At 45.9% G+C, this 26,094-nt stretch carries 21 protein-coding genes; 3 read left to right on the top strand and 18 right to left on the bottom strand.

The features are described 5' to 3' along the window. Positions 1-277 precede the first annotated feature (277 nt). The 11 genes from dnaJ to gpr form a co-directional block, all read right to left on the bottom strand. A complete protein-coding gene (gene dnaJ / locus AC58QT_RS01240) occupies positions 278-1,411 on the bottom strand; it encodes a molecular chaperone DnaJ (protein ID WP_310499106.1) in 1,134 nt (377 codons plus the stop codon). 124 nt (positions 1,412-1,535) lie between these two features. Then, entirely contained in the window at positions 1,536-3,374 is a 1,839-nt protein-coding gene (dnaK, locus tag AC58QT_RS01235) for a molecular chaperone DnaK (protein WP_497407391.1), read from the bottom strand. An 88-nt stretch (positions 3,375-3,462) separates the two neighbouring features. Continuing rightward, positions 3,463-4,029, bottom strand: coding sequence for a nucleotide exchange factor GrpE (gene grpE / locus AC58QT_RS01230; protein ID WP_497407390.1), 567 nt, complete (start codon positions 4,027-4,029; stop codon positions 3,463-3,465). Between the two features lie 57 nt (positions 4,030-4,086). After that, entirely contained in the window at positions 4,087-5,628 is a 1,542-nt protein-coding gene (locus tag AC58QT_RS01225; protein ID WP_497407389.1) for a TCP-1/cpn60 chaperonin family protein, read from the bottom strand. Continuing rightward, entirely contained in the window at positions 5,625-6,653 is a 1,029-nt protein-coding gene (hrcA, locus tag AC58QT_RS01220; RefSeq protein WP_310226861.1) for a heat-inducible transcriptional repressor HrcA, read from the bottom strand. The genes AC58QT_RS01225 and hrcA overlap by 4 nt, the downstream gene beginning before the upstream one ends. Positions 6,654-6,763: 110 nt before the next feature. Continuing rightward, positions 6,764-7,237: an N-acetyltransferase gene (locus AC58QT_RS01215; protein ID WP_310226859.1), complete on the bottom strand. Its 474-nt coding sequence runs from the start codon at positions 7,235-7,237 to the stop codon at positions 6,764-6,766. 141 nt (positions 7,238-7,378) lie between these two features. Further along, complete coding sequence (gene hemW / locus AC58QT_RS01210) at positions 7,379-8,530, bottom strand: radical SAM family heme chaperone HemW (RefSeq protein ID WP_497407388.1); 1,152 nt, start codon at positions 8,528-8,530, stop codon at positions 7,379-7,381. Positions 8,531-8,628: 98 nt separating this feature from the next. After that, positions 8,629-10,443 carry a translation elongation factor 4 gene (gene lepA / locus AC58QT_RS01205; protein WP_497407387.1) on the bottom strand — a complete coding sequence of 605 codons (1,815 nt, stop codon included), beginning with the start codon at positions 10,441-10,443 and terminating at the stop codon, positions 8,629-8,631. A gap of 73 nt (positions 10,444-10,516) precedes the next feature. Further along, positions 10,517-10,903, bottom strand: coding sequence for a DUF3679 domain-containing protein (locus AC58QT_RS01200; protein WP_497407386.1), 387 nt, complete (start codon positions 10,901-10,903; stop codon positions 10,517-10,519). Between the two features lie 29 nt (positions 10,904-10,932). Beyond that, the gene (gene spoIIP / locus AC58QT_RS01195) at positions 10,933-12,168 is read right to left on the bottom strand and encodes a stage II sporulation protein P (protein WP_497407385.1); all 1,236 of its coding nucleotides are present in this window, start codon (positions 12,166-12,168) and stop codon (positions 10,933-10,935) included. 184 nt (positions 12,169-12,352) lie between these two features. Next, complete coding sequence (gene gpr / locus AC58QT_RS01190; RefSeq protein ID WP_497407384.1) at positions 12,353-13,351, bottom strand: GPR endopeptidase; 999 nt, start codon at positions 13,349-13,351, stop codon at positions 12,353-12,355. 256 nt (positions 13,352-13,607) lie between these two features. Between gpr and AC58QT_RS01185 the strand changes: the two genes are divergently transcribed. Together AC58QT_RS01185 and rpsT are read left to right on the top strand one after the other, a co-directional pair. Next, complete coding sequence (locus AC58QT_RS01185; protein ID WP_497407383.1) at positions 13,608-14,288, top strand: DNA-binding response regulator; 681 nt, start codon at positions 13,608-13,610, stop codon at positions 14,286-14,288. Between the two features lie 422 nt (positions 14,289-14,710). Beyond that, positions 14,711-14,962: a 30S ribosomal protein S20 gene (rpsT, locus tag AC58QT_RS01180; protein ID WP_056609803.1), complete on the top strand. Its 252-nt coding sequence runs from the start codon at positions 14,711-14,713 to the stop codon at positions 14,960-14,962. A gap of 68 nt (positions 14,963-15,030) precedes the next feature. Here the strand turns inward: rpsT and holA are convergent, their stop codons facing one another. The 6 genes from holA to AC58QT_RS01150 all read right to left on the bottom strand — a co-directional run bounded on the left by holA (position 15,031) and on the right by AC58QT_RS01150 (position 22,538). After that, positions 15,031-16,050 carry a DNA polymerase III subunit delta gene (holA, locus tag AC58QT_RS01175; protein ID WP_497408072.1) on the bottom strand — a complete coding sequence of 340 codons (1,020 nt, stop codon included), beginning with the start codon at positions 16,048-16,050 and terminating at the stop codon, positions 15,031-15,033. Between the two features lie 208 nt (positions 16,051-16,258). After that, on the bottom strand, positions 16,259-17,479 hold the full coding sequence (locus AC58QT_RS01170; RefSeq protein WP_497407382.1) for an anti-sigma factor: 1,221 nt from the start codon (positions 17,477-17,479) through the stop codon (positions 16,259-16,261). Further along, a complete protein-coding gene (locus tag AC58QT_RS01165; RefSeq protein ID WP_310226843.1) occupies positions 17,476-18,024 on the bottom strand; it encodes an RNA polymerase sigma factor in 549 nt (182 codons plus the stop codon). Before AC58QT_RS01165 ends, AC58QT_RS01170 begins: the two co-directional genes overlap by 4 nt. Positions 18,025-18,287: 263 nt before the next feature. Next, on the bottom strand, positions 18,288-20,888 hold the full coding sequence (locus AC58QT_RS01160; protein WP_497407381.1) for a DNA internalization-related competence protein ComEC/Rec2: 2,601 nt from the start codon (positions 20,886-20,888) through the stop codon (positions 18,288-18,290). A 496-nt stretch (positions 20,889-21,384) separates the two neighbouring features. Continuing rightward, entirely contained in the window at positions 21,385-21,897 is a 513-nt protein-coding gene (locus tag AC58QT_RS01155; RefSeq protein WP_310226839.1) for a deoxycytidylate deaminase, read from the bottom strand. Positions 21,898-22,001: 104 nt separating this feature from the next. Further along, positions 22,002-22,538, bottom strand: a complete 537-nt coding sequence (locus tag AC58QT_RS01150) for a ComEA family DNA-binding protein (RefSeq protein ID WP_497407380.1) — start codon at positions 22,536-22,538, stop codon at positions 22,002-22,004. Between the two features lie 163 nt (positions 22,539-22,701). Between AC58QT_RS01150 and comER the strand changes: the two genes are divergently transcribed. After that, the gene (gene comER / locus AC58QT_RS01145) at positions 22,702-23,535 is read left to right on the top strand and encodes a late competence protein ComER (protein ID WP_497407379.1); all 834 of its coding nucleotides are present in this window, start codon (positions 22,702-22,704) and stop codon (positions 23,533-23,535) included. A gap of 28 nt (positions 23,536-23,563) precedes the next feature. Here the strand turns inward: comER and leuS are convergent, their stop codons facing one another. Then, positions 23,564-26,023, bottom strand: coding sequence for a leucine--tRNA ligase (gene leuS / locus AC58QT_RS01140; protein ID WP_497407378.1), 2,460 nt, complete (start codon positions 26,021-26,023; stop codon positions 23,564-23,566). Between the last annotated feature and the right edge of the window lie 71 nt (positions 26,024-26,094).

Genomic DNA, 26,094 nt, shown 5'->3' with positions numbered 1-26,094 from the left:
ATAGTATTTCACCTTACTAGCATAAGGCTCATAGATTTGGAGAACGTCAAGTTCATATGTAGGTTTTGTAAATTTGATGGGATATGTAAAGGGATGATTAATAGGGGCGGAAATATCCAATAGAATGCATTTTCCCCCCTTCATTTCTACGATTACAATGGATTTATCCAACGGATGATCTCTTTTCACCCCTCGCCTATTTTCCAAAACAAAAAGCACCCCAAACGTGTGAATCACAGAATACATCTGTCATCCACACGCGAGGTGCCATAGTTAACTAGTCGCCTAAGAAGGCTCTTTTCATACGTTCAAAAATAGACTGACTTTGCTCATGCGTATGCTCGCCGCTTTGCTTTCCAAACTGACGAAGCAAATCCTTTTGATCTTCTGACAAATTCGTCGGTGTCATCACGATAACCTTCACGTGTTGATCCCCTTGACCAAAGCCACGAAGATGCGGAACGCCTTTGCCTTTGAGACGGAAATACGTATCCGTCTGGGTACCAGCTGGAATCTTGAGCTTTACTTTTTCCGTCAGCGTTGGGATTTCAATTTCGTCACCAAGAGCTGCCTGCATGAAAGTCAAAGGCACTTCACAATATACGTCATTGCCTTCACGTTGGAAGAACTCGTGATTTTTGACACGAATCACGACATAAAGGTCACCAGATGGGCCTCCGCGAGTTCCGCTTTCACCTTCACCAGACACGCGAAGTTGAGCACCATCATCCACACCTGCTGGAATCTTAATGTGAATGGTGCGTGTCTTCTTCACTTTACCAGCGCCATGACACGTTCCGCATTTTTCTTTGATGATTTTACCGGAACCATTACAGGACGTACACACGCGGCGGTTCACAATACGGCCAAATGCTGTATTCTGAACCACTTCTTGTTGTCCGCTGCCGTGACAGCCGCCACAAGTTTCAGGCTTCGTTCCAGCTTTGGCACCTGAACCATGACACGTATCGCAATTCTCTGTACGAGGAATGTTAATATCCATTTCTTTACCAAAAATGGCTTCTTTAAATTCCACGGTCATCGTATATTGCAAATCATTACCGCGTTGCGGAGCATTCGGATTACGACGATTACCACCACCGCCGCCACCGAAGAACATATCAAAAATATCCCCGAAGCCGCCGCCGAAGTCTTGACCGCCGCCAAATCCTTGATTCGGATCGACGTGACCGAACTGATCGTATTGCGCTTTCTTCTGATCATCACTCAGCACATCGTATGCATCCTTAGCTTCTTTGAACTTATCTTCAGCATCCGCCGCTTTATTGACGTCAGGGTGATATTGACGTGCCATTTTGCGGTAAGCCTTCTTGATCTCATCCTGCGAAGCATCCTTGCCGAGACCTAATACTTCGTAATAATCACGTTTACTCACTTGTTCCACTCCCATGTTCAAGACTACAAACGGAAAGTCAAAGCCACGGAGAAACTCCCCTTGGCTTTGACTCTTACGTTAATTGATAACAAACAGTGTTTAAAGAACCTCTTTAAACTTCTATTTAGTTAGAATATGTTTATTTTTTAGGTTCGTCAACTACTTCGTAGTCAGCGTCTACAACATTTTCTCTGCCTTTAGGAGCTTCGCCTGCACCAGCATCAGGACCTTGGCCTTGATCTTGGGAAGCTTGCTCATATAATTTAACAGAAAGTTGTTGAATAACTTCCGTCAATTCTTCTGTAGCTTTTTTGATCGTTTCAAGATCGTTGCCTGCAAGTGCAGTTGTTACTTTCTCTTTTGCTGCATTCGCTTTGTCGATCTCGCCTTGGTCAACTTTGTCGCCAAGATCTTTGATCGTTTTGTCAACGGAGTATACCAATTGATCCGCTTCGTTGCGAGCTTCTACAAGCTCTTTACGTGCACGGTCTTCTTCAGCATGCGCTTCCGCGTCTTTCACCATTTGTTCAACTTCTGCATCGCTCAAACCGCTGGAAGAAGTGATCGTGATTTTTTGGCTTTTACCTGTTCCTTTATCCAAAGCAGACACGTTTACGATACCGTTCGCATCGATATCGAAGCTAACTTCGATTTGCGGAACGCCGCGCGGAGCTGGAGGAATATCACCTAGCATGAAGCGGCCAAGTGTTTTGTTACCGCTAGCCATGGAGCGCTCACCTTGAAGCACGTGAATCTCTACGCTAGTTTGGTTATCTGCATAAGTGGAGTACACTTGTGATTTCGTTGTAGGAATCGTTGTGTTGCGGTCGATCATTTTCGTGAATACGCCGCCTGCTGTTTCGATACCAAGGGAAAGTGGTGTTACGTCTAGAAGAACAACGTCTTTTACTTCACCAGTCAAAACACCAGCTTGAACAGCTGCACCAAGGGCAACAACTTCATCCGGGTTAACACCTTTATGTGGCTCTTTACCAATCAATTTCTTGATTGCTTCTACAACTGCAGGAATACGAGTGGATCCACCAACAAGAACAACTTTATCGATTTGGCTTGTGGACAAACCGGAATCTTGAAGCGCTTGACGAGTTGGTCCTAGTGTTCTTTCAACAAGTCCAGAAGTAAGCTCATCGAACTTCGCACGTGAAATATTCAACTCCAAATGCTGAGGAACGCCGTCTGCTACCGTGATGAACGGAAGGGAAACAGTCGTTGTCAAAACACCGGAAAGTTCTTTTTTCGCTTTTTCAGCTGCATCTTTCAAACGTTGAACTGCCGCTTTGTCTTTGGAAAGGTCAATGCCTTGCTCTTTTTTGAATTCAGCAACGAGGTAATCCATAACAACTTGGTCAAAGTCATCTCCGCCCAATTTGTTGTCGCCGCTTGTTGCTTTAACTTCGAAGAAACCATCGCCTAGCTCAAGGATGGATACGTCGAATGTACCGCCACCTAGGTCATAAACGAGAATTGTTTGATCTTCTGTTTTTTCCAAACCGTAAGCAAGTGCTGCTGCTGTTGGCTCATTAACAATACGAAGAACTTCAAGACCAGCAATTTTACCAGCATCCTTCGTCGCTTGACGTTGGCTGTCGTTAAAGTAAGCAGGAACCGTGATTACCGCTTGTGTAACCGTTTGGCCAAGGTACGCTTCTGCATCTGCTTTTAGCTTTTGCAGGATAATTGCAGAGATCTCTTGTGGCGTGTAGTCTTTGCCATCAATGTTCTCTTTGTGGTTCGTACCAATGTGACGCTTGATGGAAGAGATTGTTTTGTCTGGGTTTGTGATCGCTTGACGCTTTGCTGTTTCACCAACAACGCGCTCGCCATCTTTCTTGAAACCTACAACGGATGGCGTTGTGCGGTTACCTTCTGGATTTGGAATTACGACGGCTTCTCCGCCTTCCATAACGGCAACGCAAGAATTTGTAGTACCTAAGTCAATACCAATTACTTTACTCATGTAAAGATGCCTCCTTATGTTCCTCTAGGAACGTCATTAGTTTATTTAGAAAAGATAAGATCCTTTAGTCTCGTGATCAAAATTAGACTTATACGCTAACTTTAACCATTGCTGGTCGGATGACCTTGTCTTTGAGGATATAGCCTTTTTGCAATTCTTCAACGACGATACCTTCTTCAAACTCCTCAGATTCCACTTGCATCACGGCTTGATGGAATTCAGGATTGAAAGGTTGACCAACAGCTTCAATAGGCTTAAGCCCTTCAGCAGATAATACTTGATCCAAACCGCGGTATGTCATATCCAAGCCTTTTACCAATGCGTCAAAATCCTTCGTCTCTTTGCTTGAAGACAGCGCGCGATCAAAGTTATCCACAATCGGTAATAGCTGCTCAATTAATTTAACCGAAGCGTATTTTGCGAAATCTTCCTTCTCCGCTCTTGCACGGCGACGGAAGTTGTCGAAGTCCGCTTGAACGCGTAATAAACGCTGATAGTTTTCTTCGGCTTGCACACGCGCCTGTTCCAATTCGCTATTAGCTTCCTCGGAACCGACTTCCTCAACAACAACTTCTTGCTCTGTCGCTGATTCATTCTCGGCTGCGTATGTAGGGTTAATGTCTTGTTCCACTGTTTTGTTATCTCCAGTACTCAATTGTCCTTCACCTCCTAAACATAATACACGACATATTTGGGATTAGTTTGCCCACATTTAATTCTCTTCAAAAGGTTGCTTCATCTTGATCACTGTATGGATACGCAGTACCGCGGCAGCTACTTCACCAGCCGCTTGCAGCGCGTGAATTTTCACATCTGTCGGATCCATAATTCCAGCTTCCACAAAATCCGTGATCAGCCCCGTATCGCAATCGATCCCTAGGCTGTCCGTATCCTGTGCAAGCTGGGCCGCTTTCAGCTCTTCAACCTTCTCGAGCGGATTGTAGCCTGCGTTCACTACGATCTGAGACAATGGCTTGCGCAGTGCTCCCGCGACAGCGGCCACACCAAAGCCCTCCATGCCCCTCATCGTCTCGCGCACACGCTCTAGATCATGCGCGACGGCCATCTCAGCTGCGCCGCCGCCGGGCAAGTACCCGCCGCGCACGGCGGCTTGGACGGCTGACGCAGCATCCTTCGCGATGCGCGAGCGCTCATGCGCCGCTTCGCGCGTCGCGGCGCCAACGATCACGGTCACGTGCTGCTCGCCGTGACCCTGCGCGACGCGCACGCGCTCCAGCCGCTCGTCATACGCGGCATAGCCCGCGTGACCGAGCGCCGTGCTGAGCTCCGGCGCGCTCTTGCGCAGCGCCGTGCGCCGCACCGGCCTAGCGCCGGTGTGCTCGCTCAGCAGCTGCAAGTCCCTGCGGGACAACCGCTGCAGCACGAGAATGCCATGGTCGGAGCAAAACTGCTCCGCCTCAGGGTCAACCCCGCGGTCTGATGCAATCAGACCGACGCCAAGCTCCAGCAGCAAGCCTAGGGAGCTGCGGAAGAGCTCTCGGAGCTGCATGTAGCGCTGGAAGCCTGCCTCGGTGACCAGCGATTCCTCGCTGACCGTCTCAGGCTCCAGAGCATCATGCAGCACGAGGATGCGGGCATCTCGGCGCTCCTGCTCGAGATGCAGGTTCATCGGCTTCCCATTCAGCAGAATGCCGGTCCAGACCTCACTGCTCGCTACTTCGTGGGCGAGCACGCTGTCTGCGAAGCGATAACCCTCTTCGCGCAGCTTTGCATCACCGACCGCTTCGGCCGCTTGAATAACGAGTTTAGCGATATCCGTCTGCTCTCGCCCTGCCGTGTAAGCAATACGCTGAAGCGCTCGATCTGTGAGACCAGTGATTTTTCGACTGCGCCCCTCTAGACTAGCTACGGCTAATTCAATTCCTTGCAGCATACCCGTGACAACTTTGGCTACTGGAACACCTCGCGTAACTTGGGCAACACCTTCTTGCACCATCGCGCCAGCTAGCACAGTAGCTGTTGTCGTTCCATCGCCAATCTGCCGTTGTTGACTGCGAGCAACTTGAATCATCAATCTCGCTGCTGGATGCGTAACATCCATTTTTTCCAATATCGTCACACCATCGTTAGTAATAATGACCTCACCTTGGCCGCCGACTAGCATTGTGTCTAGCCCCTTAGGCCCCAGGGTTCCTTCGACGGCCGAACAAATCGCCCGAACTGCCGCGGCATTATTGACTAACGTAGAGTACCGTTCTTCACTTTCACCATGCATGGGTTTGACTCCTGTCATTTGCCATACCAACGTCCTAAGACCAGTTCCATATGCTTCGATAGATGTTCCATTAAACCAATGACTCTACCGTATTCCATCCGAGTAGGTCCTAAAATACCAATCGTGCCAAGCGGCGTACCGGCAATGGAGTATGAAGCTGTGATTAAGCTGCAATTCGATATGGCTTCAATACTATTCTCAGCACCAATTTTTATCTCGATGCCTTCATTTGACGGAGTAAATAACTTGATGAGAGTCGGCGCTTCTTCAAGCAGATCAAAAATGCTCTTCACTTTCTCCACATCCTTGAATTCAGGTTGTGTGAGCATATTCGTCATTCCACTGAGGAAAACACGGTCCTTCTCATCGCTTTGCAGTACACTCTCAACCATACCAAGAAGCTCTTGATAGCCAGTCACATATTTGCTTAATTCATTTGAAATTTCGTTGTAAAGCTTTGATTTAAACTGAACCAACGGCACATTCTTCAGCCTTGTATTCAGAATATTGACGACCTTCTCGATTTCCGACATTGGCATGCCTTCAGGTATCGTCACGGTTTTATTTTCAACATGTCCCGTATTCATCACTAAGATTGCTACTGCTGTAGTATCCGAGATCGGGATAATTTGAATATGCTTTAAAGTTGTACTAAAGACTTCAGGACCGAGCACGATCGACGTGTAGTTCGTGAGACTGGAGAGCATGCCAGCAACGTGCTGAATAACACCTTCCATCTCTTGAATACGCTCTGCGAAAGCGCCCTTCATAGAATCCAAATCATGACTATGCAAGGAGCCGTGCTGGAGCAAATGATCGACATAATAGCGATAACCCTTGTGTGAAGGTATACGACCTGCGGACGTATGAGGCTGCTCAAGATAGCCCATTTCTTCGAGATCAGACATTTCATTACGTATGGTTGCTGGACTAAACCCAACATTCCCACGCTTCGAAATACTTCGCGAACCAATTGGCTCCGCTGAACGAACGTAATCATCAATGATTGCACTTAAAATCATGCGTTGGCGCTCTGTCAACATGAGTACCCCTCCTCCTCACTTTTCACTATTTGCCACCTTCGTTAGCACTCGTATTTAGTGAGTGCTAAATCCTAATACAAAAATAACAGACCCTAAGGTCTGTTGTCAAGTCAATCCAAACGTTTAAGTACGGCGATTTCATCGCAACAATACTGTTTTTTGCAATGCATGCAGTCTCTCCAAACCTTCTCAGGAAAAATCTCCTTCGGAACGAGTGTAAAGCCGTTTTTTTGAAAGAAAGCCACTTCATAAGTAAGTGCCATCACTTTAATAATTCCTTGGCTTCTTGCCTCTTCGACTAAGAAGTCAACAAGTTTGCCACCGATTCCTTGACCCTTGTAGCCAGGCGTCATCCCAAGTGAGCGAATCTCAACCAGATCTGGCCCCAACCTCGTCAGTGAACCGCACCCTATTAATAGGCCATCGAATTCAGCGACAACAAACGTATCAATTTGATCTTGGAGCATTTCCTTGCTCCGCGGCAGCATGATGCCTTGCTTGGCATACCCCTGTATGATTTCAAAAAGCTTATCGATATCATCCACCGAAGCTTTTCTTACGGACACCGTAGTTGATGTATTCACGCTTCCCCACCCACCATTCGCACAAAAATGCATAAAAGCCACGCTAGCGCCCTGCGGCTTTCCGCTGTTTCGCTTGTGGATTCATGTATAAATATACAACGAAACGTATAAATGCACAAGCGTTTTTTGCATGAAATTGGTTTAGCTTAAGAACGAGGCGAAGACTTCATTTCCTAGCAAAATACCGTGCTTGGATAAACGATATCCTTCCGACGTTTGCTCAATCAGCTTCTTGTTGATCCAGCTTTGCAGCGTAGTTCCGAAGTGGGCTTCGATCGTCTCTCCGAATTGATCCATGAAGTCCGTGCTGCGCACACCTTCTAGCAGTCGCAGTCCAACCATCATAAAGTCTTCCATCGCTTCTTGCGGCGTAACGTCGAATTGCTCCATGATCGGTAATCCCAGCTTCGTTGCATCAATGTAAGGTTGGATACCCTTCACATTCACATGACGCTTACCATTCATATACCCATGTGCACCTGCGCCTAATCCGTAATAGGAGCGATTGCGCCAGTACATCGTATTATGTCTGCTCTCGCGGCCAGGCTTGGCAAAGTTGCTGATCTCATATTGCTTATAGCCCGCACTCTCCAATCGGCGCATGATGAGTTCGTACATATCGACTTCCTCATCTTCACTTGGAAGAGGCAGTTGATTTTTGTTAAATAAGGTGTGGAACAACGTGTTTTCTTCTACCTTCAAGCTGTAAATTGAATAATGCTGTAAATCAAGTGACAACGCCTCATCCAATGTTGCTTGCATGATTTCCACTGTTTGCTTCGGAAGTCCGAACATCAGGTCAATTGATAAGTTATCAAAACCTAATTTCTTCGCATTGGCAATGCTTCTGTGCACATCATCTGTATTATGAATACGGCCGATCGCCGCAAGAATGTCATTGTTAAAAGATTGCACACCGAAGCTAATACGATTCACACCGCCAGCTTTCATCACAGCTAGCTTATCTTCGTCCGTCGTTCCTGGGTTAGCTTCCATGGAGAATTCTACTTCCGCGCTATCCGCTGGGAAATAAGTTCGAACAATCTTAAGAAATCGCTCCATTTGGTCTGGCAATAGAACGGTTGGCGTTCCGCCACCAACAAAGATCGTCTCCACCTTCTGTGGCGGATTGTTTCGTACAGTAAGCTCCATTTCACGCTCAAGTGCATCTAAATATTCCATCACAGGCTGCCCTTTGAGGACATAAGAGTTGAAATCACAATAATGACATTTGTTTGTGCAAAAGGGAATATGAATGTACACCGCTGTTGGCGTTGTATAGTTAACTAACATAGGGGTATTCCTTTCTATCTTTCAAACTAGCTATCTCTCCATTGAGAAAAAGCCAAGGGACAGCGTCTGCTGCCACCCCAGCTTTTCATTCCATGCCTCTATTCGTCGATTTTCAAAACGGCCATGAATGCTTCTTGTGGCACTTCTACACTACCCACTTGCTTCATGCGTTTTTTACCTTCTTTTTGCTTGTCTAACAATTTACGTTTACGAGAAATGTCACCGCCGTAACACTTGGCAAGTACGTTTTTACGCATCGCTTTTACGGTCTCACGTGCCACGATTTTCTGTCCAATTGCTGCTTGAATCGGCACCTCAAACATTTGCCGCGGGATAAGCTCTTTCAGTTTATCACAAATGATTTTGCCACGGTGATAAGCGGTATCACGGTGAACGATGAAGGACAGGGCATCCACCTGCTCCGAATTGAGCAAGATGTCCATTTTAACCAGATTAGATTTCTTGTACCCGCTGATTTCATAGTCAAAAGAGGCATAGCCTTTTGTCCGAGACTTCAACATATCGAAGAAATCGTAGACAATCTCGGATAATGGGATCTCATACGTCAATGTTACGCGATTCGTATCCAAGTATTCCATATTCAAGTATTCGCCGCGCTTACCTTGGCAAAGCTCCATAATGGTACCTACGTAATCATTCGGCACGATAACGGAAGCTTTTACATAAGGCTCTTCTACGAAATCAATACGTTGCGGATCTGGATAGTTCGATGGATTATCAATTTCCATGATATCGCCATTTGTTAATGTAACCCGATAGATAACGCTCGGTGCCGTCGTGATTAACGGGATGTTAAACTCACGCTCGATACGTTCTTGAATAACATCCATATGCAGGAGCCCCAAGAATCCGCAACGGAAGCCGAAGCCCAGCGCCGTTGATGTTTCAGGCTCAAAGCGCAAGGAAGCATCATTAAGTTCAAGCTTTTGCAACGCTTCACGCAAATCGTTGTAATCGGTCGTTTCAATTGGATATAAACCACAGAATACCATCGGATTAATGCGACGATAGCCTGGCAGCGGTTCAAGTGACGGGCGATTTGCATCCGTTACCGTGTCCCCGACTCGGGTGTCTCCGACATTTTTAATACCAGCAACGATGAACCCAACATCTCCAACCTCAAGGGAAGGTACCGATGACATTCTTGGTTTGAACGCACCGACTTCAATAACTTCGAACACTTTGTTCGTCGCCATCATTTTAATTTTGGAACCTGCTTTGATCGAACCATCCACAACTCGCACATACACGATTACGCCTTTGTAGCTATCGTAATGGGAGTCAAATATCAAGGCCTTCAAAGGAGCATCCGGATCACCTTGTGGAGCTGGTACCTTCAGACAAATTTGTTCAATAATTTCTTTAATACCGATACCCGCTTTAGCTGAAGCAAGAACAGCATCACTAGCGTCAAGACCGATGACGTCTTCGACCTCTTGTTTTACTTTCTCGGGGTCTGCGCTTGGTAAATCAATTTTATTAATAACAGGTAATATTTCTAAATTATTTTCCAGAGCAAGATATACGTTCGCTAGTGTTTGAGCCTCAATACCTTGCGCCGCATCAACAACCAACAATGCCCCTTCACAAGCAGCAAGACTTCGTGATACCTCATAGGTAAAGTCTACGTGTCCTGGTGTATCAATCAGGTTAAGGATGTAATCGACACCATCATCCGCGCGGTAAGCCAATCTCACCGCCTGTAGTTTGATTGTAATTCCCCGTTCGCGCTCCAGATCCATCTGGTCGAGAACTTGCTCTTGCATCTCACGTGAAGACAATGCACCTGTATATTCCAGAATACGATCAGCTAGTGTTGATTTGCCGTGATCGATATGAGCGATAATTGAAAAGTTGCGAATTCTTTGTTGTCTTTCTCGAATGTCCGTCATGCTAAAGACTAACCCCCACTACATGCAAATAATTTTCATTATAGCAGTTGTGGGAAGTCGGAGCAATGCACAGCTAGCCTTTGCCTAAAACAGCATCAAACAAAGAAATGAACAATTTAATTCCATGATGTGCCGTTATCTGTAAAAGGTCACCTAATTTATTCCCTACACGGTTCAGTGAATTATCATGAATGACAACGGGTTCAGTCTTCGGCTCATCGTTTTGTTTCCCTTTCACTGTTGCATTTTGAGCAGGTGGTGTTGGCGTAGCATTAGCAACTGTTGTTACTACTTTACCTGGTGCTTTTGTTGGAGTAACTTGTGCCGACGCTTTGGAGGAAGGCTGAGGACCTTCAATACGTTCCATCCCGCTGGATGCTAGACTGACGCCGAACAAGATACAAAACAGCAGCAAGAGTCCAAACAATCCAACCTTGATATAAAAGTGCCTCAGCCTCATCACATTTCCTCCTTTATTGGTAAGCCGGTTTACAATTTTTTTGCCGTATCCGCCGGTGAATCAACTTTCTTCGCGTTCAAAATAACTTCCGATATCGCTTCGGCCAACCAATCCGTTGCCCGGTAACATTCCTCGAGGGTGTTGTAGGGGCCGCCTACTTCGATCAAAATACTGTTAGGTGAGATGTTTTGATTATACAAACCATTCCCCTCACTGGCCTCTTTGGCATGAATCCCTTTGGAGACACCTGGGTGCTTCGCTTCCAGTACTTGATGAATTTTGCTTGCAAATTCCTCGTTCTTTTTCCAATTTGGATTTTTCCCGCCAATGATAAAATAAACCTGCGCAACTTCCTTGCCATCGATCGTAGCCGTTGTTTTGTTGCGTGCTCCTGAGTCGCGATGAATATCAAAGAAATAATCCAAATCCTTATGCGAAGCGACCGCTTCTTGGAGCGTTTTGGCGGAATATTTGTAGGAGTACGGGTATTCAAAACCTTTGACCGTGCTCGGATAAACGGTTGAAGAATGCACAGCTCCAATGCCATCTCTCTCAAGGTTCTGAGCTAACCGTTGCCCTACGGAGATGATATTCACTTTATCGCTATATGCTTTGTCTGGATCTGTCACACCTTTGAGCTCGGGGAGAAATGACTCATTGCTATGTGTTTGATAGATAAAAGCAATATTATCGCCTGCTGTTTTCGGTGGCTGACCAACTGCATTCGGAGATGGGGACACGCTGCTAATCGGCGTTGGTTCTATGGATGGAGTCGGAAGTGGTGGATTTTTGGCTTCTGCCTCCAAATTATTCGAGCCTGGATTGAAATCATATGGCGCACTGGGATTATTTTCGCTCCCTTTCACCAAGACGGTCGATTTCGTCAAATCCATACCAGGCACTTCACTTGCAACAAGGCTTTTGGGATCACTTGGATTAATATTGGTCATCATTTGAAAAGCGAAGTGAAATACATTGTGTTGGGAAAAGGTAAACTTCTTCTGATCCTTATTTAAATGAGGGACTTCCATACCCAACATATCGATAAAAAACTGATTCGTGACAGATGCAGCGAGACCTTTCATGGAAGAAACCGGCGACGTTGTCGACATTAATCTACTTTGCAGGACGCCACCTAGACCAATGAGTACGAATAGAGCTAAGGTCGAGGTGCTGAGTACCATGAACGTTTTCCCGACGGAACTGGCGCTCTGAAAGGTTTTGCGAACTTGGCTGAAATTCCATGTGGCTGATGTCCATTTCATAGTTTCCATGCCTCCTAAACTATCTTAATTCAATCTATGAAACGAGCCCGAACGATAGAACTAGTTTCGCTAGATTTTTTTGATAGAGAAGGATTAAGAGGGAATGATAAGGCACTATGAGGTCCATAATAGAACGGCAAAAAAGAACTGCCACCACGCCAGTGGGTTCAGTTCTTTGCTTGAATTAATGGGTGTAGGCTGCCACGTTATCGACATCTACAGCGTCATGCAACGCCGCATTCAGGCCGCTAGCGATAATATTGGCGATATCCTCAATAAATTGATCAATCTCCTTCGGCGTAACGAGCAAATCGTGCCCTACGGGGTTTAGCACCTCTTTGACAAGCTGCAGCCGCTCGTCTTCATTGATATTATCTAGAAGTCCAAAAATATGCCCCGTGTTACTCGTCTGATCGCTAAAGTGCTTCTGCATGAGATCAAAAGCATTGTTGACAATCGTTGAGGCATACACAACCGTCGGTACTCCGATCGCAATAACAGGAATTCCTAGATTCTCCTTGGTCAAGCCTTTGCGTTTATTTCCGATGCCTGAGCCTGGATGAATGCCCGTATCCGCAATCTGTATGGTCGTGTTGACACGATCCAAGGATCTAGAGGCAAGCGCATCTATGGCAATGATGAAATCAGGTTTAGATTTATCTACAATCCCTTGCACGATGTCGCTGCTTTCAATCCCTGTTGTGCCTAGTACCCCTGGGGCAACAGCACTTACCGCTCGATAGCCTGGGCTCACATCTTCGGGAACTAGTTCAAAGTAATGCCTCGTCACCATAACATTCTCGACAACGAGTGGCCCCAAGGCATCCGGGGTTACATTGCCATTGCCCAAGCCAATAATAAGTGCCTTCGCATTCTTGGGAATGCCGATTTGCCGCAAAAACTGCTCAAACTCTTGAGCTAGCTTGGTTGCCACGCGATCCTGCAGCTGGCTGTCTTTCTCCCGGAGCGCAGGCACTTCAATCGTTATATAATGGCCCAGAAGCTTACCAAGCGCTTTGGACCCTTCTTCATTCAGGACGTTGATTTTGGTAACGCGTATCCCGTTTTCCCGTGTGAACTCTTGTTCAATACCAGGAATCGGCTGCCCCTGATTGGCTGCATGGGCCATATCCCTTGCATCAAGTGCAAGGTCGGTCTGTGTGTTGAATATGCCTAAGTCCATTGGAGATCCCCTTTCATGCTTGCGCTGTATTGTTTATTGTGTGACAGATGCTACAGTGTTATGCAAAGTTGAAGACCACTGTAAACTGATCATTTCGAATCTCAGACACTTGTAAATACTTGTAAGAATTGCATAGTGATGTTATTCTGAAAATAACCTAATCGAATAGATTTTCAGACGCAAAGCATGCGCCGTTTCCATAACTCTTAGGAGTTACGGGACGGCGCTATTTTATTTTGGGATGGAGCGTGATGTGATGACTTTGAATTCGTTTGACAGTGCTCACCAAGAATGGCTGAATGGTCATTTAAGCAAAAGGAAAGGTGAGGCATTACGAAAATTACAGACTGGTCATGCGTTTGCTGAGAAAGAATTTCTCCGTTCACTGTGGTGGCAAGCTTTTGGACACTTTACTTACTTGCATCCCGAGTATGAGATCATTGATTATGCTGACGGCAAAAGATATCTGGACTTTGCTTATATCCGTTCTGGCATCCGTATCACCTTTGAGATCGATCCTTACGGAACTCACTATGAAAAGCTCGATCGTAGACAATACTCAAATCAATTCGTGCGACACATGCATTTGGTGAATGATGGTTGGATCATCGTGCGTATTAGCTTGGATGATATTCGAGAACGTCCTCGTCTTTGGCAAGCGTTGCTTCAACAACTCATCGGAAGCTTATTTGGGGAACAAGACTCTCTTGAAAGTCAATTGAACAGTCGGGAACGAGATATTCTACGACTAGCCTTAAGACTGGGTCGCCCGATTAAACTCGCGGACGTCAAAGAAGTGTTACAATGTGGATATGATACAGCAAGAAATCAAATACGACTCCTAGAAGATAAAAAATGGCTTCGCCCTGAAACCAAAGGTGTTGCTAGAGTGCACGCTTGGCTTGTAGATACGACTCGGAAACCGCCCTTATTGTAACCTTTCACTGTTTCCCACCCTTCCCACATTCATTTAGTCCGAATTTCTCGAACTAAACTAGTTGTCCGCGGCAATCATCCTTGATTAGTCCTAAATCGCCTAACTAAATCGTCAAAATCTGTTGTCAGACAAAGAAAGTGGCTAATTAAGCAGGCAGAATCTGACTAATGGACTTTTTTTAGAGTGGAAGCTACAATTTAGTTCGGAGATATCGGACTACTTCTGTTTTCGGTGGGAATAACGGTTCGCGGCGATGATGGAGCAATTCTGACGCCACAGTAAACATCAATACCTAATAAAGACCACTGAAAACCTATTGACAGCTCTTGCATTTTGAAATATTGCGTGGTAGAATACTTAAAGTTGTCAGCAAACATACAAATGTAACGTTGAACGTGTTTTGTAAGTAGGAGGTGAATTTCATGCCAAACATTAAATCCGCTATTAAACGAGTAAAAGTTAGCGAAAAGCGCCGTCTTCGCAACGCTTCCCACAAGTCCGCTTTGCGTACTGCTGTGAAAGCTTTCGAAACAGCTTTAACCCCTGAAGCTCTAGTTTCTGCTTCCAAGAAATTAGACAAAGCTGCTTCTAAAGGTTTAATCCATAAAAATGCCGCTAACCGCAAGAAGTCCCGTCTAGCTAAAAAGCTAAACGCTCTTTCGGCTCAAGCGTAATACACGGACATAAAGCAAAAGACTAATTCTCCTAGGAGAATTAGTCTTTTTTCCATTTACCTCACTTCTTAGGCTGCTAGCCTAAGAAGAAATAATTCAAGACCCAAAACTTTGTCTATTTTTCCTGTTTTCATCTGCAAATCAAGATCGGCTAACTCACCCATAATACGGCTCAGCTTGTCCCCATCGTATTTCCGCGCCTGCCCCTCAGCTACTTTTACCGCAAAAGGATGCAAGCCTATCTGGGATGCCATCTGTTGCTGCGAATAGCCTTGTTTTCCCAATTCCTTGACCTGCAGCATGATGCGGAATTGTCTGGCGATAAGTGAAGCGATCTTGATGGGCTCCTCACGCTGCTTCAGAAGCTCCTCCAAGATGACGAAAGCTCGTTCCAATCGTACATTCACAATATCTTCGATAAGAATAAATACGTTCTGCTCCGTGCTCCTAGCAACCAACTGATCAACGACGTCCGGCGTTGCTTCACCTTGTGCACCTACATACAACGAAATTTTTTCTAGCTCGGCCGATAACGATTGCAAGTTTCCACCTGTATACAGAATCAATTGATCAGCAGCCCCACCAGAGAATGTAAAGCCAAGCAGACTAGCTTGCTTAGCAACCCAATGCGTAAGTTCCTCTGGGCTCAAGGATAGGAAAGGCACGGCGGCTTCCATGTCCTTAAGTGCTTTTACAATCTTTTTACGCTCGTCCAATTTATCAGCATCCACGGTAAACACCACAACTGTATGCTCCGCGGGGGATTTCAAATAAGCCGCCAAGCGATCCATGTTGTGCTCAAGCTTCGTATTTTCCTTCGCACCTGTAAAAAATAGCGCATTTTTCGCGATAACCAATTTCTTCGGCACCATAAAAGGTAACGTCTCAGCGTCATCTAAGGCAGAAGAAAGCGGCATTTCACTCAAGTCGAATTTGCTCACTGCGAATTCACGATCTTCTGGACCCATTAAGGAATCTGTTAGAACTTGAATGAATTCGCGCATTTTATATTTCTCAGGTCCGTAGCACAAATAAACGGGAGCTGGCCGGCCTGCTTGTATATCTTTCAATGCTCTCTTCGCGTCCATCGCTGGCATTCACCCCTCCCGCTTATTTTACCAACAACAAAGGGATTACGTCAAAGTCCGAAGACCTTGCAGCAATCCCTTCGCCAGTCTATTTAAACACCGATTTAAGGCTCTAGAAACCTTAGCTCGTGTGGATGAATGAACTGTTCTCTATTCTTCTAAGATAGTTTACGCATGTGCTAACCTTTTGGTGCATCAATTCTTATTTTTATTTATTGACTTCTGTTTTGTCATTCAGGTTGATAAGAAAAGTTTGGAGCGTTCCTTTGCTTGTCACTTCATAAAACAACTTATCATCCTTCGACCATTCCAACAGCTTGATCTGATCTTGTTCCTGCCACACATGTTTGGAAACAAATACAATTTCAAGCGTGCGGCTATTTCGAATGACAACATGCGCATCTTCAATCTTTGCCTCATATATCCCCGTTGTAGACTTCAGTACGCCTTCAACTTGAGGCATAGCTAAAGAGGACATCCCTTGACCGCCACTTATACGCTCTGTACTTGAAGAATCCACAGAGGGCTCTTGCGTTGTTTTCTTTGTTGGCGACTCCGTTGACTTAGGTTCCAATGTTGATTTCGGTACAGATAAGCCTGCCGGAGGCGTATACACATCTGCATTGGGATCCGTTTTATCAACCTTATTGGATCCGTCCACTTCCTTCAAGCGCTCTGGCGGCGTAGTGGAAGGTGAAACCTGCGCACCTTGCATCTCGCTACCGCTTGCTGGTGAGGTAAATACGCCCGGTTTCTCTAGTTGCGCGTCAGAGGTAGCCTGAGGCGTATTCCCACTGCCTGCTGATGACTCCGCATCATCAGTCCCTTGGACTAACGGATCCGTCGTTGGCGTGTTAAGTGCCCCGCTACTAGCTGTGGCATCCGCTTGATTCTTAGCGATGGGATCTTGCGCTTGCATGCGATTCATCTCTGTCGCCGCTCTAGGAGCATCATCTTTGGCACTCTTAGAATCAGAGGTAAAACGAGACATCAATTCATCTGCGTTCTGCGTAGCGGGATTTTGCATATTAAATGCAAAGAATCCAATAATCAATCCCGCGGCAACAACGCCGCTTGCGAACTTCCATGAGAATTGTTCTTTAAAACGATTCAAACCTGAGCGTTTTGGCTCACCTTCTACTTCTGCCCTTGCAACCAGTGTTGGGAATGTAACGACATTATCCAACTGTGGCGTTTCTTTTTGTTTATCCAATTCAAGCAGTTGCGGCAATATAGAATCAACCAAACTGAAAGGTGGCATCACTTTAGGAAGCTGGGACAATTCGCTCGAAAGGGCCTTCAGACGTTCAAACATCTGGGCACAATCCAAACAATGCATTAGGTGAGCATGCAGCTCATCTTCCTCTTCTGGAGCTAAATCTCCATCTAGCTGTCTTTGCATGTACATCATCACCTCTTGACATTTCATCCCCGAACACCTCCTTTCTGATAATCTTGGAGTAACGCCTGTAAGGTGTGTCTAGCTCGGAATAAGTAAGACTTCACCGTATTGAGTGGTAAGCCGAGCGATTCTGCAATTTCATGATACGAAAAGTCCTGCAAATAACGAAGAACAACCACAGTGCGATGGTGTTCGGGAAGCTTTTCAATAGCCTCTCTAATATCCTGAGCTAGATAGCCCGTCAATATTTCCTGCTCTACATCATTATCAGCTGTAAACGTCATCTCATGCTCATCCATAGAGACCGTTGGCTTCGCTCTGCGAAATTTATCGATGCAGATGTTCGTAACAATCCGCTGTACCCACGTTTTAAACAAGGCTTTTTCTTCATATGAATTAATTTTGGTATAAATGCGGATCAGTGCTTCTTGGGAAGCATCCAGCGCATCCTGTTCATTATTCAGAATATAAAAAGCCGTCCGATACACGTGAGACTCAATCTCTCGCAATAGGGTAATGAGCGCATCACGGTCACCGGCTTGTGCTGATCTTACCAGTTCGGGTGCTATCACTGGGATCCCTCCCCCTTGCAATCTTATAAACGCAATCGCCTCGCATAAGGTTGCAATCTTTTTAGAATAAATATATTGGTAGTTGCATCTATCAGAATAACAAAAAATGAGCGATATAACACCTTTTAGACGTAAAAAACAAAAATTTGTTTCAATATTGATTAAGATTCCGAAAATTACAAAGAATAAGCCTTATCTACGCCTCCCCCTCAGGAGAAAATTGCAGCTAAGGCCTCTATAGAATCAACCCATGACTATAAAGTCTAGTACTCTAACTTCATTCTCGTAAAAATGCCCTCTTTTCGAACTTCCATCTGCACTTCGCCCATTCGTTCTGTACGAAAAATACCCGCCTTAGCGTTCATTAAATGATCAATAATCTCTGGAGACGGATGTCCATATGTATTCATTGCACCAACAGAAATGACAGCTACAGCTGGATTCCAATAGGCTAACCATTCTGGAGTTGTCGATGTTTTACTCCCATGATGAGCAACTTTAAGAACATCAATATACGGATTAGAAGAAGTATCTTTCGTTGCTGCTGCATCTCTAGCTGTGTACCAAGAATTTCTATCGCTGGCTATTAGTCCTGGGTGATCTTGTAAATATGAAAGAACAGCGGCTTCAGATTCTTTTTCCATATCCCCCGTAAACAACCACCGAGTGCCTTGCATTTCAAGCAAGAAAACCACCGATCTCGCATTTTGTTCTTTGACTATTTCAACCTCAGTCTGATTCGTTTCAAGCGGATAAATCACCTGTAATCTCGTTAGCGGGTCGATATGAATCCAATCCGCCACTTGTGCGGGCAATAAAGGAACTTCCTTTTGCACAAGAGTTGAGAATAAGGTTGTCACGCTAGTACTTTCTTTAAACGTCCCATTAAATAAAAATTGTTTCACCGGAATTTGCTCGATCACCGCCTGCAGCCCACCGCTGTGGTCAGCATCCTCGTGAGTAAGCACGACCATCTCCAGACGATGGATCCCTCGCTTCTTCAAGAGTGGCACCAGTGTCTTTTGGCCCACTTCAAATGGATCTTTACGATTTTTCCACTCCTCCCCTGCTTTGCGGAAACTCAGTGTGCCACCGCCGTCAATTAATAGATGCTTGCCATACGGCGTTCGAATGAGTATCGCGTCTCCTTGTCCTACATCAATAAACTGCACAACGCCTGTGCGTTGAAAGCGATTTGGTGTATACCCAATCCATAAAAGTATAAGAAAACTGCCGATTGCCAGGAGCAAGCTTAGCTGTACATTTCGCTTTTTTGCATTCTTGCCGCTGCTGCGGTCAAGCATGATAGGAAGTTCATCTGTCGCACTTACGTGGATACGATGCCATAGAACATAAATAAGTATCAAAAAACCGTAATAAAAGTAGATCCATGGAATACTTGGAGATGGCCAAATCATTTTGAGATAAGGTATCTGTTGGAGTTGATCCGTTATCCAAAATATGGCTTCATTCAGCCATGAAATCAGTAGACCCAATCTTTGACCAAGCGGTGTATAGATCAAACCGAGAGCAAGTGCAACCAAACCAGCCGGAAACACGATCATACTGATGACAGGAACTAAAACAGCATTTGCTAACCAAGATAACAAAGAAAATTGATTGAAATAATAAATTGAAACCGGGAAGGAAACAGCTTGAGAGACTAGTGTAATTGCTAACGTGTTTCGAAGTGTCGGGGAAGTTAGGAAAGGTGAGAGTAAGTGGGTCACTCTTTGCACACCTAGGATAAGTCCAAGTGTTACTAAGAATGATAGCTGGAAGCTGACATCGAGTAAAAAATAGGGCTCCCACACCAGCATCGCCCATGCAGCAACAGCTAGAATGTGCAATACTTCTTTCATTCCTCCACGCCGAGCTGCGTACAGGGCAATCATCGACATGAGGCCTGCTCTGACAATTGAGGGTGATGCTCCTGTAACGAGGACGTAGAACGGGAGTAAACACATACAGATGAGCAGATAGGTTTCTTTGGCCATTCGGAAACGACGTAAGATCCAGATGCATACACCTAGAAATACGGCAATATTTAATCCTGAGATGGCTAAAATATGCGTTAATCCCAGCTCCGAAAATTGCTGGAAGCGGTCCGGATCCAGATCGTCCGTAAGCCCGATCAGCATGCTTTTCATAAACCCCGCTTGCGACGCGGGGAAGATCACGTCCATGCGCCTGCTGAGAGCAGCGCGCAGCTCGTCGTTCCAGCGCAGAAGCTGGACGACGCTGAAGTGCGAAGCCGCAGGCTGCACTTGCGCCTGATCCACCCCTTTGGCTGAGAGCAGCCAATGCGTGTGGTGAAGGCGCAAATATCGGCGGTAGTCGAAGCCGCCGAAGTTGCGTGCCGGGGACGGGCTGCGCAGCGTCCCCGTTAGCGTCAGGGCGTCGCCGCGGCGCCAGCCCGACGCCACAGCCTGCTGCGCCTGCTCCATCAGGCGCAGCGAGACCTGCACGCTTTCCCCGCCAAGCGGGAAAGCGGTGGTTTCATTGAAGCGGACGGACTCCGCTTCAATGGTAAAGCTAGCCCTGTCACCGTCGATGGTGACAGGGCTAGCGAACCGGCCGAGCAGCGTGACCTCGCTGCCGGCCTCGCCTACCTGCTGCTGCTGCGCCAGCGGCAGGGCGGTGATGTTGCGCTGGTCGGTCCCTTGATAATAGCCGTAGGCTATGACGACCAGCAGCAGTGCACCCAGCGGCTGCCGGCCAGGCAGGCGCAGCACGTAGATGGCGGCGAGCGCGGCTACCAGCAGCGCGCTCGTCGTCCAGGACAACCACGGAAGCTCGGTGTAAATAGCGAGCACATAGCCACTTATCCACAGACAGCATCCTTGAACAACTGGTCTTTTCACGGTAAGACCCTCACTTTCTTTTTCCATATCCGATTTCTATATTCCTCACACATTTACGCGACATCACGTTTTTTAGAATTAGCTTGTTTTTTCCTCCAGAGGGAACGTAGATGCTCTATTTCTAAATAAATCGCTATATCCAAACACCAAAGGGAACGAGGAGACCTTATTTTAAAAAAAGCAGGTAATTGCAGGCAATTTCCCCTAAATAGCGCACTCAGGTTCCCTTCAAGCAAGGAAAACAGCTGTTATGGCTTGGATAGCGCACTCTCGTTCCCCTCGTACGCACCACGTAGCGTAAATTGCCTTAAATATTGCGTTTTGTCATGTTTATCGTGGTTGCCCTGTTTTCCTCATTTTCCATGTTTGCCATAGTTACCGCATTTGCCATAGTCTGCATGCCTATCCACTACACGATCCCCAACAAAAAAACCTCCCCCTAGCGCACCCCAACGGCTGCTTCTAGAGAGAGGTTCTTCCCCTCATAACGCGTTATTCAGTTCACAACCTCGGATACGGTTCCTGCAGGCGGTTCATACGTAGTCATCTGTCGGAATGAAATTCCTCTAGCTTCCATCAATTGACTAACTTTCTCATGATCCTTCGGATAACCACGATGAAACACAATTTCAGTTACACCGCTGTTAGCCAACATGTTTGCACAGGTCCAGCAAGGTTGATCCGTCACATAAACGGTAGAGCCTTCGCGATCCTCACGATCGGTAAACAACAATAAGTTCTGCTCAGCATGGATGGTGCGTATGCAACGGTGCTTACGTACGACCTCTTCGACATCGGCTACGACCTTCAGTTCGATCTCTTCCACAAGCATGCAACCCGCTTCCGTGCAATCCGCCACGCCCATGGGAGCTCCGTTATAAGCTGTACCAAGAAGCTTTTTACCCTGTACAAGCACTGCTCCAACATGACGACGATTACACCTAGAGCGTGTGGAAGCCATATATGCAATATCTAGGAAATACGTATCCCAATCTTTTCGGATGCTCATGATGCTGGACTCCCTCCTGGTGACTCGGTTTGTTTAGTTACTCTATTCGAAAGCAAAACTATTTCTAGTATTTTCTCACATTTCGCTAGAAATGAAAAGATGAGCTAACTTGGCACCACAAATAACAAGCCCCTAAGCTTCTCGAACATTTTCTCACCGATACCTTTCACATCCATTAGTTCTTCGACTCTCTTGAAGCTTCCAATCTTCGAACGATGCGCAATAATCGCGTTGGCCTTACTTTCACCGATCCCCGGCAACTTATCTAATTGTTCTAATGTAGCCGTGTTCAAATTTAGCAGTCCATCTCTCGTATCCGTAGTTGTTTTTTCACTCTCTGTAGAAGTTATCGGTTTTTCAGAAATTGCCGTCGATGCTGGACTTTCTTTCGGGGGTGCCAGACTCGCCTTCGGTGTTGTGGTGGCTTTTATTGCAGCAACTGCAGTCGCTTGCGCTGCCTTTTCTTGTTTCTCGCTAGCGGCTTGCCCGAGTAAGGCTTCCATCTGCGTATTGATCGGCATAAACGCTGTTTGAATAGTGGATTGCCCTCCACGGAGAAATGGCCAAACAACCCAGACAAAAAGCGAGATCACACCAAGCAGCAGCAGGATTCTCTTCATTTTATTTCCAATAAAATCCACAAACGACCTTCTTTCTTAGCATATTTGCGTATGGGCAACCATATACATGAAAAAGCGTCCTAATGACCACATGACGAATTGTTGTGCTAATTAGATGAAGCTAACCTAAGTTTATCGGTTGTAGTTTCGTATAAAGACTGATTATATCGGGAGGGATTACTTGATGAAAGCTGGATTCATCGGTACTGGGAGTATGGGAAGTATACTGATTGAAGCATTCATTCATTCCGGGGCATTCAATCCCGAGCAAATTATCGCTAGCAATCGAACATTGCGGAAAGTTGAACTTCTTGCGGAGAACTATCCTGGTTTGCAAGTGGCAGAAAGCAATCGTGAAGTCGTGCGCGGATGTGATTTGATTTTCCTATGTGTGAAACCTTCTGAATTTAAAAAGGTTATTGATGAAATCAAAGAGGACGTGCTTTCCTCTCAATTTATAATATCCATCACGAGTCCTATTCTGATTAAGCATTTGGAAGGTCTTCTCCCGGCTAAAATAAGTAAAATCATACCGAGTATCACGAACTACGTTTTAAGTGGTGCTACGTTATGTATTCATGGAAATCGTATGCAGCCTGAAGATAAAGAATGGCTTGAAAATATTTTCACACATATCTCGACACCTATTCGTGTATCTGAGAATTACACTAGAATTTCATCGGATTTATCAAGTTGCGGCCCTGCTTTTCTAGCTAGCTATATTCAAGCTTTTATTGATGCTGCGGTGGAAGAAACGGGTATTTCAGCTGAAGAGGCCACACTGCTTGCAAGTGAAATGACTTTAGGTACTGGGAAATTGCTGACAACGGGAGGCTTCAACCCCATCAGTTTACAAAAAAGGGTATCGGTTCCTGGAGGCATAACTGCGGAAGGTTTACGTATTTTGGAAAAGGAACTTCGCGGGGTTTTCTCTCAAGTGATTAGTGCTACACATGCCAAATATGAAGAAGACATTGAGAAGGCTGAACAGCTTTTTACCATAAAGCAAAAGCAGTAGCCTTCCCAATGCTTGCATCTTTCCGTTCTTAACCTACAACGATATTGACTAATTTACCTTTAACAACAATCAATTTGCGAACGGCCTTTCCGGCGGTCGCTTCTTTGACTTTGTCGAGTTCAAAAGCCATTTTCTCCATTGCAGCTTCATCTGTATCTTTGGAAATCATAACTCGTTCAACGATTTTCCCGTTGATCTGCACGACGATTTCAACTTCATTATCAACAGTCAATGCTTCATCATAAGCTGGCCATGCTTCGTAAGTAATCGATTCTACGCCGCCTAATTTCTCCCATAGCTCTTCAGCCAAGTGAGGTGCTAGTGGCGAAAGCATCTGTACAAAGTTTTTCATTGCTTCTAATGGTAAGCGTTCTGTTTTGTACGCTTCATTAACGAAAATCATCATTTGGCTAATCGCTGTATTAAAGCGAAGCGCATCGAAGTCTTCCGTAATTTTCTTGATCGAACGGTGCCACGTACGTTTGAATGTATCGCTGCCTAGCGTCTCATCCGCGCTAATTTTGGCATGCACTTGACCATTGTCATCAACGAACAGTCTCCAGACGCGATTCAAGAAACGGTAGATCCCGTCTACACCTGTTGTATTCCACGGTTTTGTCGCTTCCAACGGCCCCATGAACATTTCATAAATACGAAGTGTATCCGCACCTTGATCGCTCACGATATCGTCTGGATTCACAACATTGCCGCGAGATTTACTCATTTTCTCCATGTTCTCGCCAAGAATCATCCCTTGGTTCACAAGCTTATGGAACGGCTCTTTCGTGTGTACAAAGCCAAGATCGTAAAGTACTTTATGCCAGAAACGCGCATACAGCAAGTGAAGAACCGCGTGCTCCGCTCCGCCAATGTACAGATCAACTGGCAGCCATTGCTTTTGCAGCTCATCCGAGCAGAACGCTTGATCATTCTTCGGATCGATGAAACGCAGGTAATACCAGCAGCTTCCCGCCCATTGTGGCATCGTATTCGTTTCACGGCGAGCTTTCATACCCGTTTCTGGATCAATTGTATTGACCCACTCAGATACGTTAGCAAGCGGTGACTCACCTGTACCGGATGGCTTAATTTCATCTACTTCTGGAAGCAATAATGGCAATTGATCCACTGGAACTGGCTTCATCGTGCCATCTTCAAGGTGAAGAATTGGAATCGGCTCACCCCAGTAACGTTGACGGCTGAACAGCCAGTCTCTCAAACGATACGTTACTTTGCCGCGGCCTTTGCCATTTTGCTCTAACCAAGCGATCATATGGCTGATTCCTTGCTCAATGTTCAATCCATCGATTGGACCTGAGTTCACATGTTTGCCATCGCCAGCGTAAGCTTCTTTCTCCACATCTCCGCCTTGCACAACTTCGATAATTGGCAATTCAAATTGCTTCGCAAATTCCCAGTCACGTTGATCGTGCCCTGGAACCGCCATGATCGCCCCTGTACCGTAGCCACCAAGCACATAATCTGCGATCCAGATTGGCACTTTCGTGTCATTCACTGGATTGATGGCATAAGCACCTGTGAACACGCCTGATTTGTCTTTCGCCAAATCTGTACGCTCTAGATCGCTTTTGCGGGAAGCTTTCTCTTGATATTCTTTAATCGCAGCCGTTTGACCTTCTGTTGTAATCTGCGCTACAAGCTCATGCTCAGGCGCCAATACACAATAAGTTGCACCGAACAATGTATCTGGACGCGTTGTGAAAACCGTTAGGCTTTTATCCGCATGCCCTTCAAAAGCGAACTGAACCTCAGCTCCTGTTGACTTTCCAATCCAGTTACGCTGCATATCCTTGATACTTTCAGACCAATCAAGCTCCTCAAGATCCTCAAGCAAACGCTCTGCATACTCTGTAATTCTCAAAATCCACTGACGCATCGGCTTCCGAATAACCGGATGGTTACCACGTTCGCTTAATCCGTCAATAACTTCCTCATTCGCAAGCACCGTACCTAGAGCTGGACACCAGTTAACAGGCACTTCGTCGACATAAGCAAGCCCTTTATTGTACAACTGGATGAAAATCCATTGTGTCCATTTGTAATACTCCGGATCAGTCGTACTAATCTCACGATCCCAATCGTAGGAGAAACCAAGAGACTTAATTTGACGACGGAACGTATCAATATTTTTCTTCGTGAACTCACGCGGGTCATTCCCTGTATCTAGGGCATACTGCTCCGCAGGAAGTCCGAACGCATCCCAGCCCATTGGGTGAAGCACGTTAAAGCCTCTCATCCGCTTGAAACGGGAAACGATATCTGTCGCTGTATAACCTTCTGGATGCCCTACGTGTAGCCCCGCACCTGATGGGTATGGGAACATATCCAAGGCATAAAATTTCGGTTTATCCGAATTTTCTAGTACTTTAAATGTTTTCTTCGCATCCCAGTATGCCTGCCATTTGGGTTCAATCGATTGCGGATTGTAGCCTTGTTGCTCTTTCGTTTCTTTCAATTCCTGTGTCATACCTTCCATGCCTCCTTAAAATGCTCTATTGCTCATGTATGCAAATACGCACAAAAAAACCTCACATCGCT

Source organism: Paenibacillus sp. J31R109 (assembly GCF_059692055.1).
Note: the sequence above shows the minus strand (reverse complement) of the source record. Positions and strands in the feature narration are given on the sequence as shown.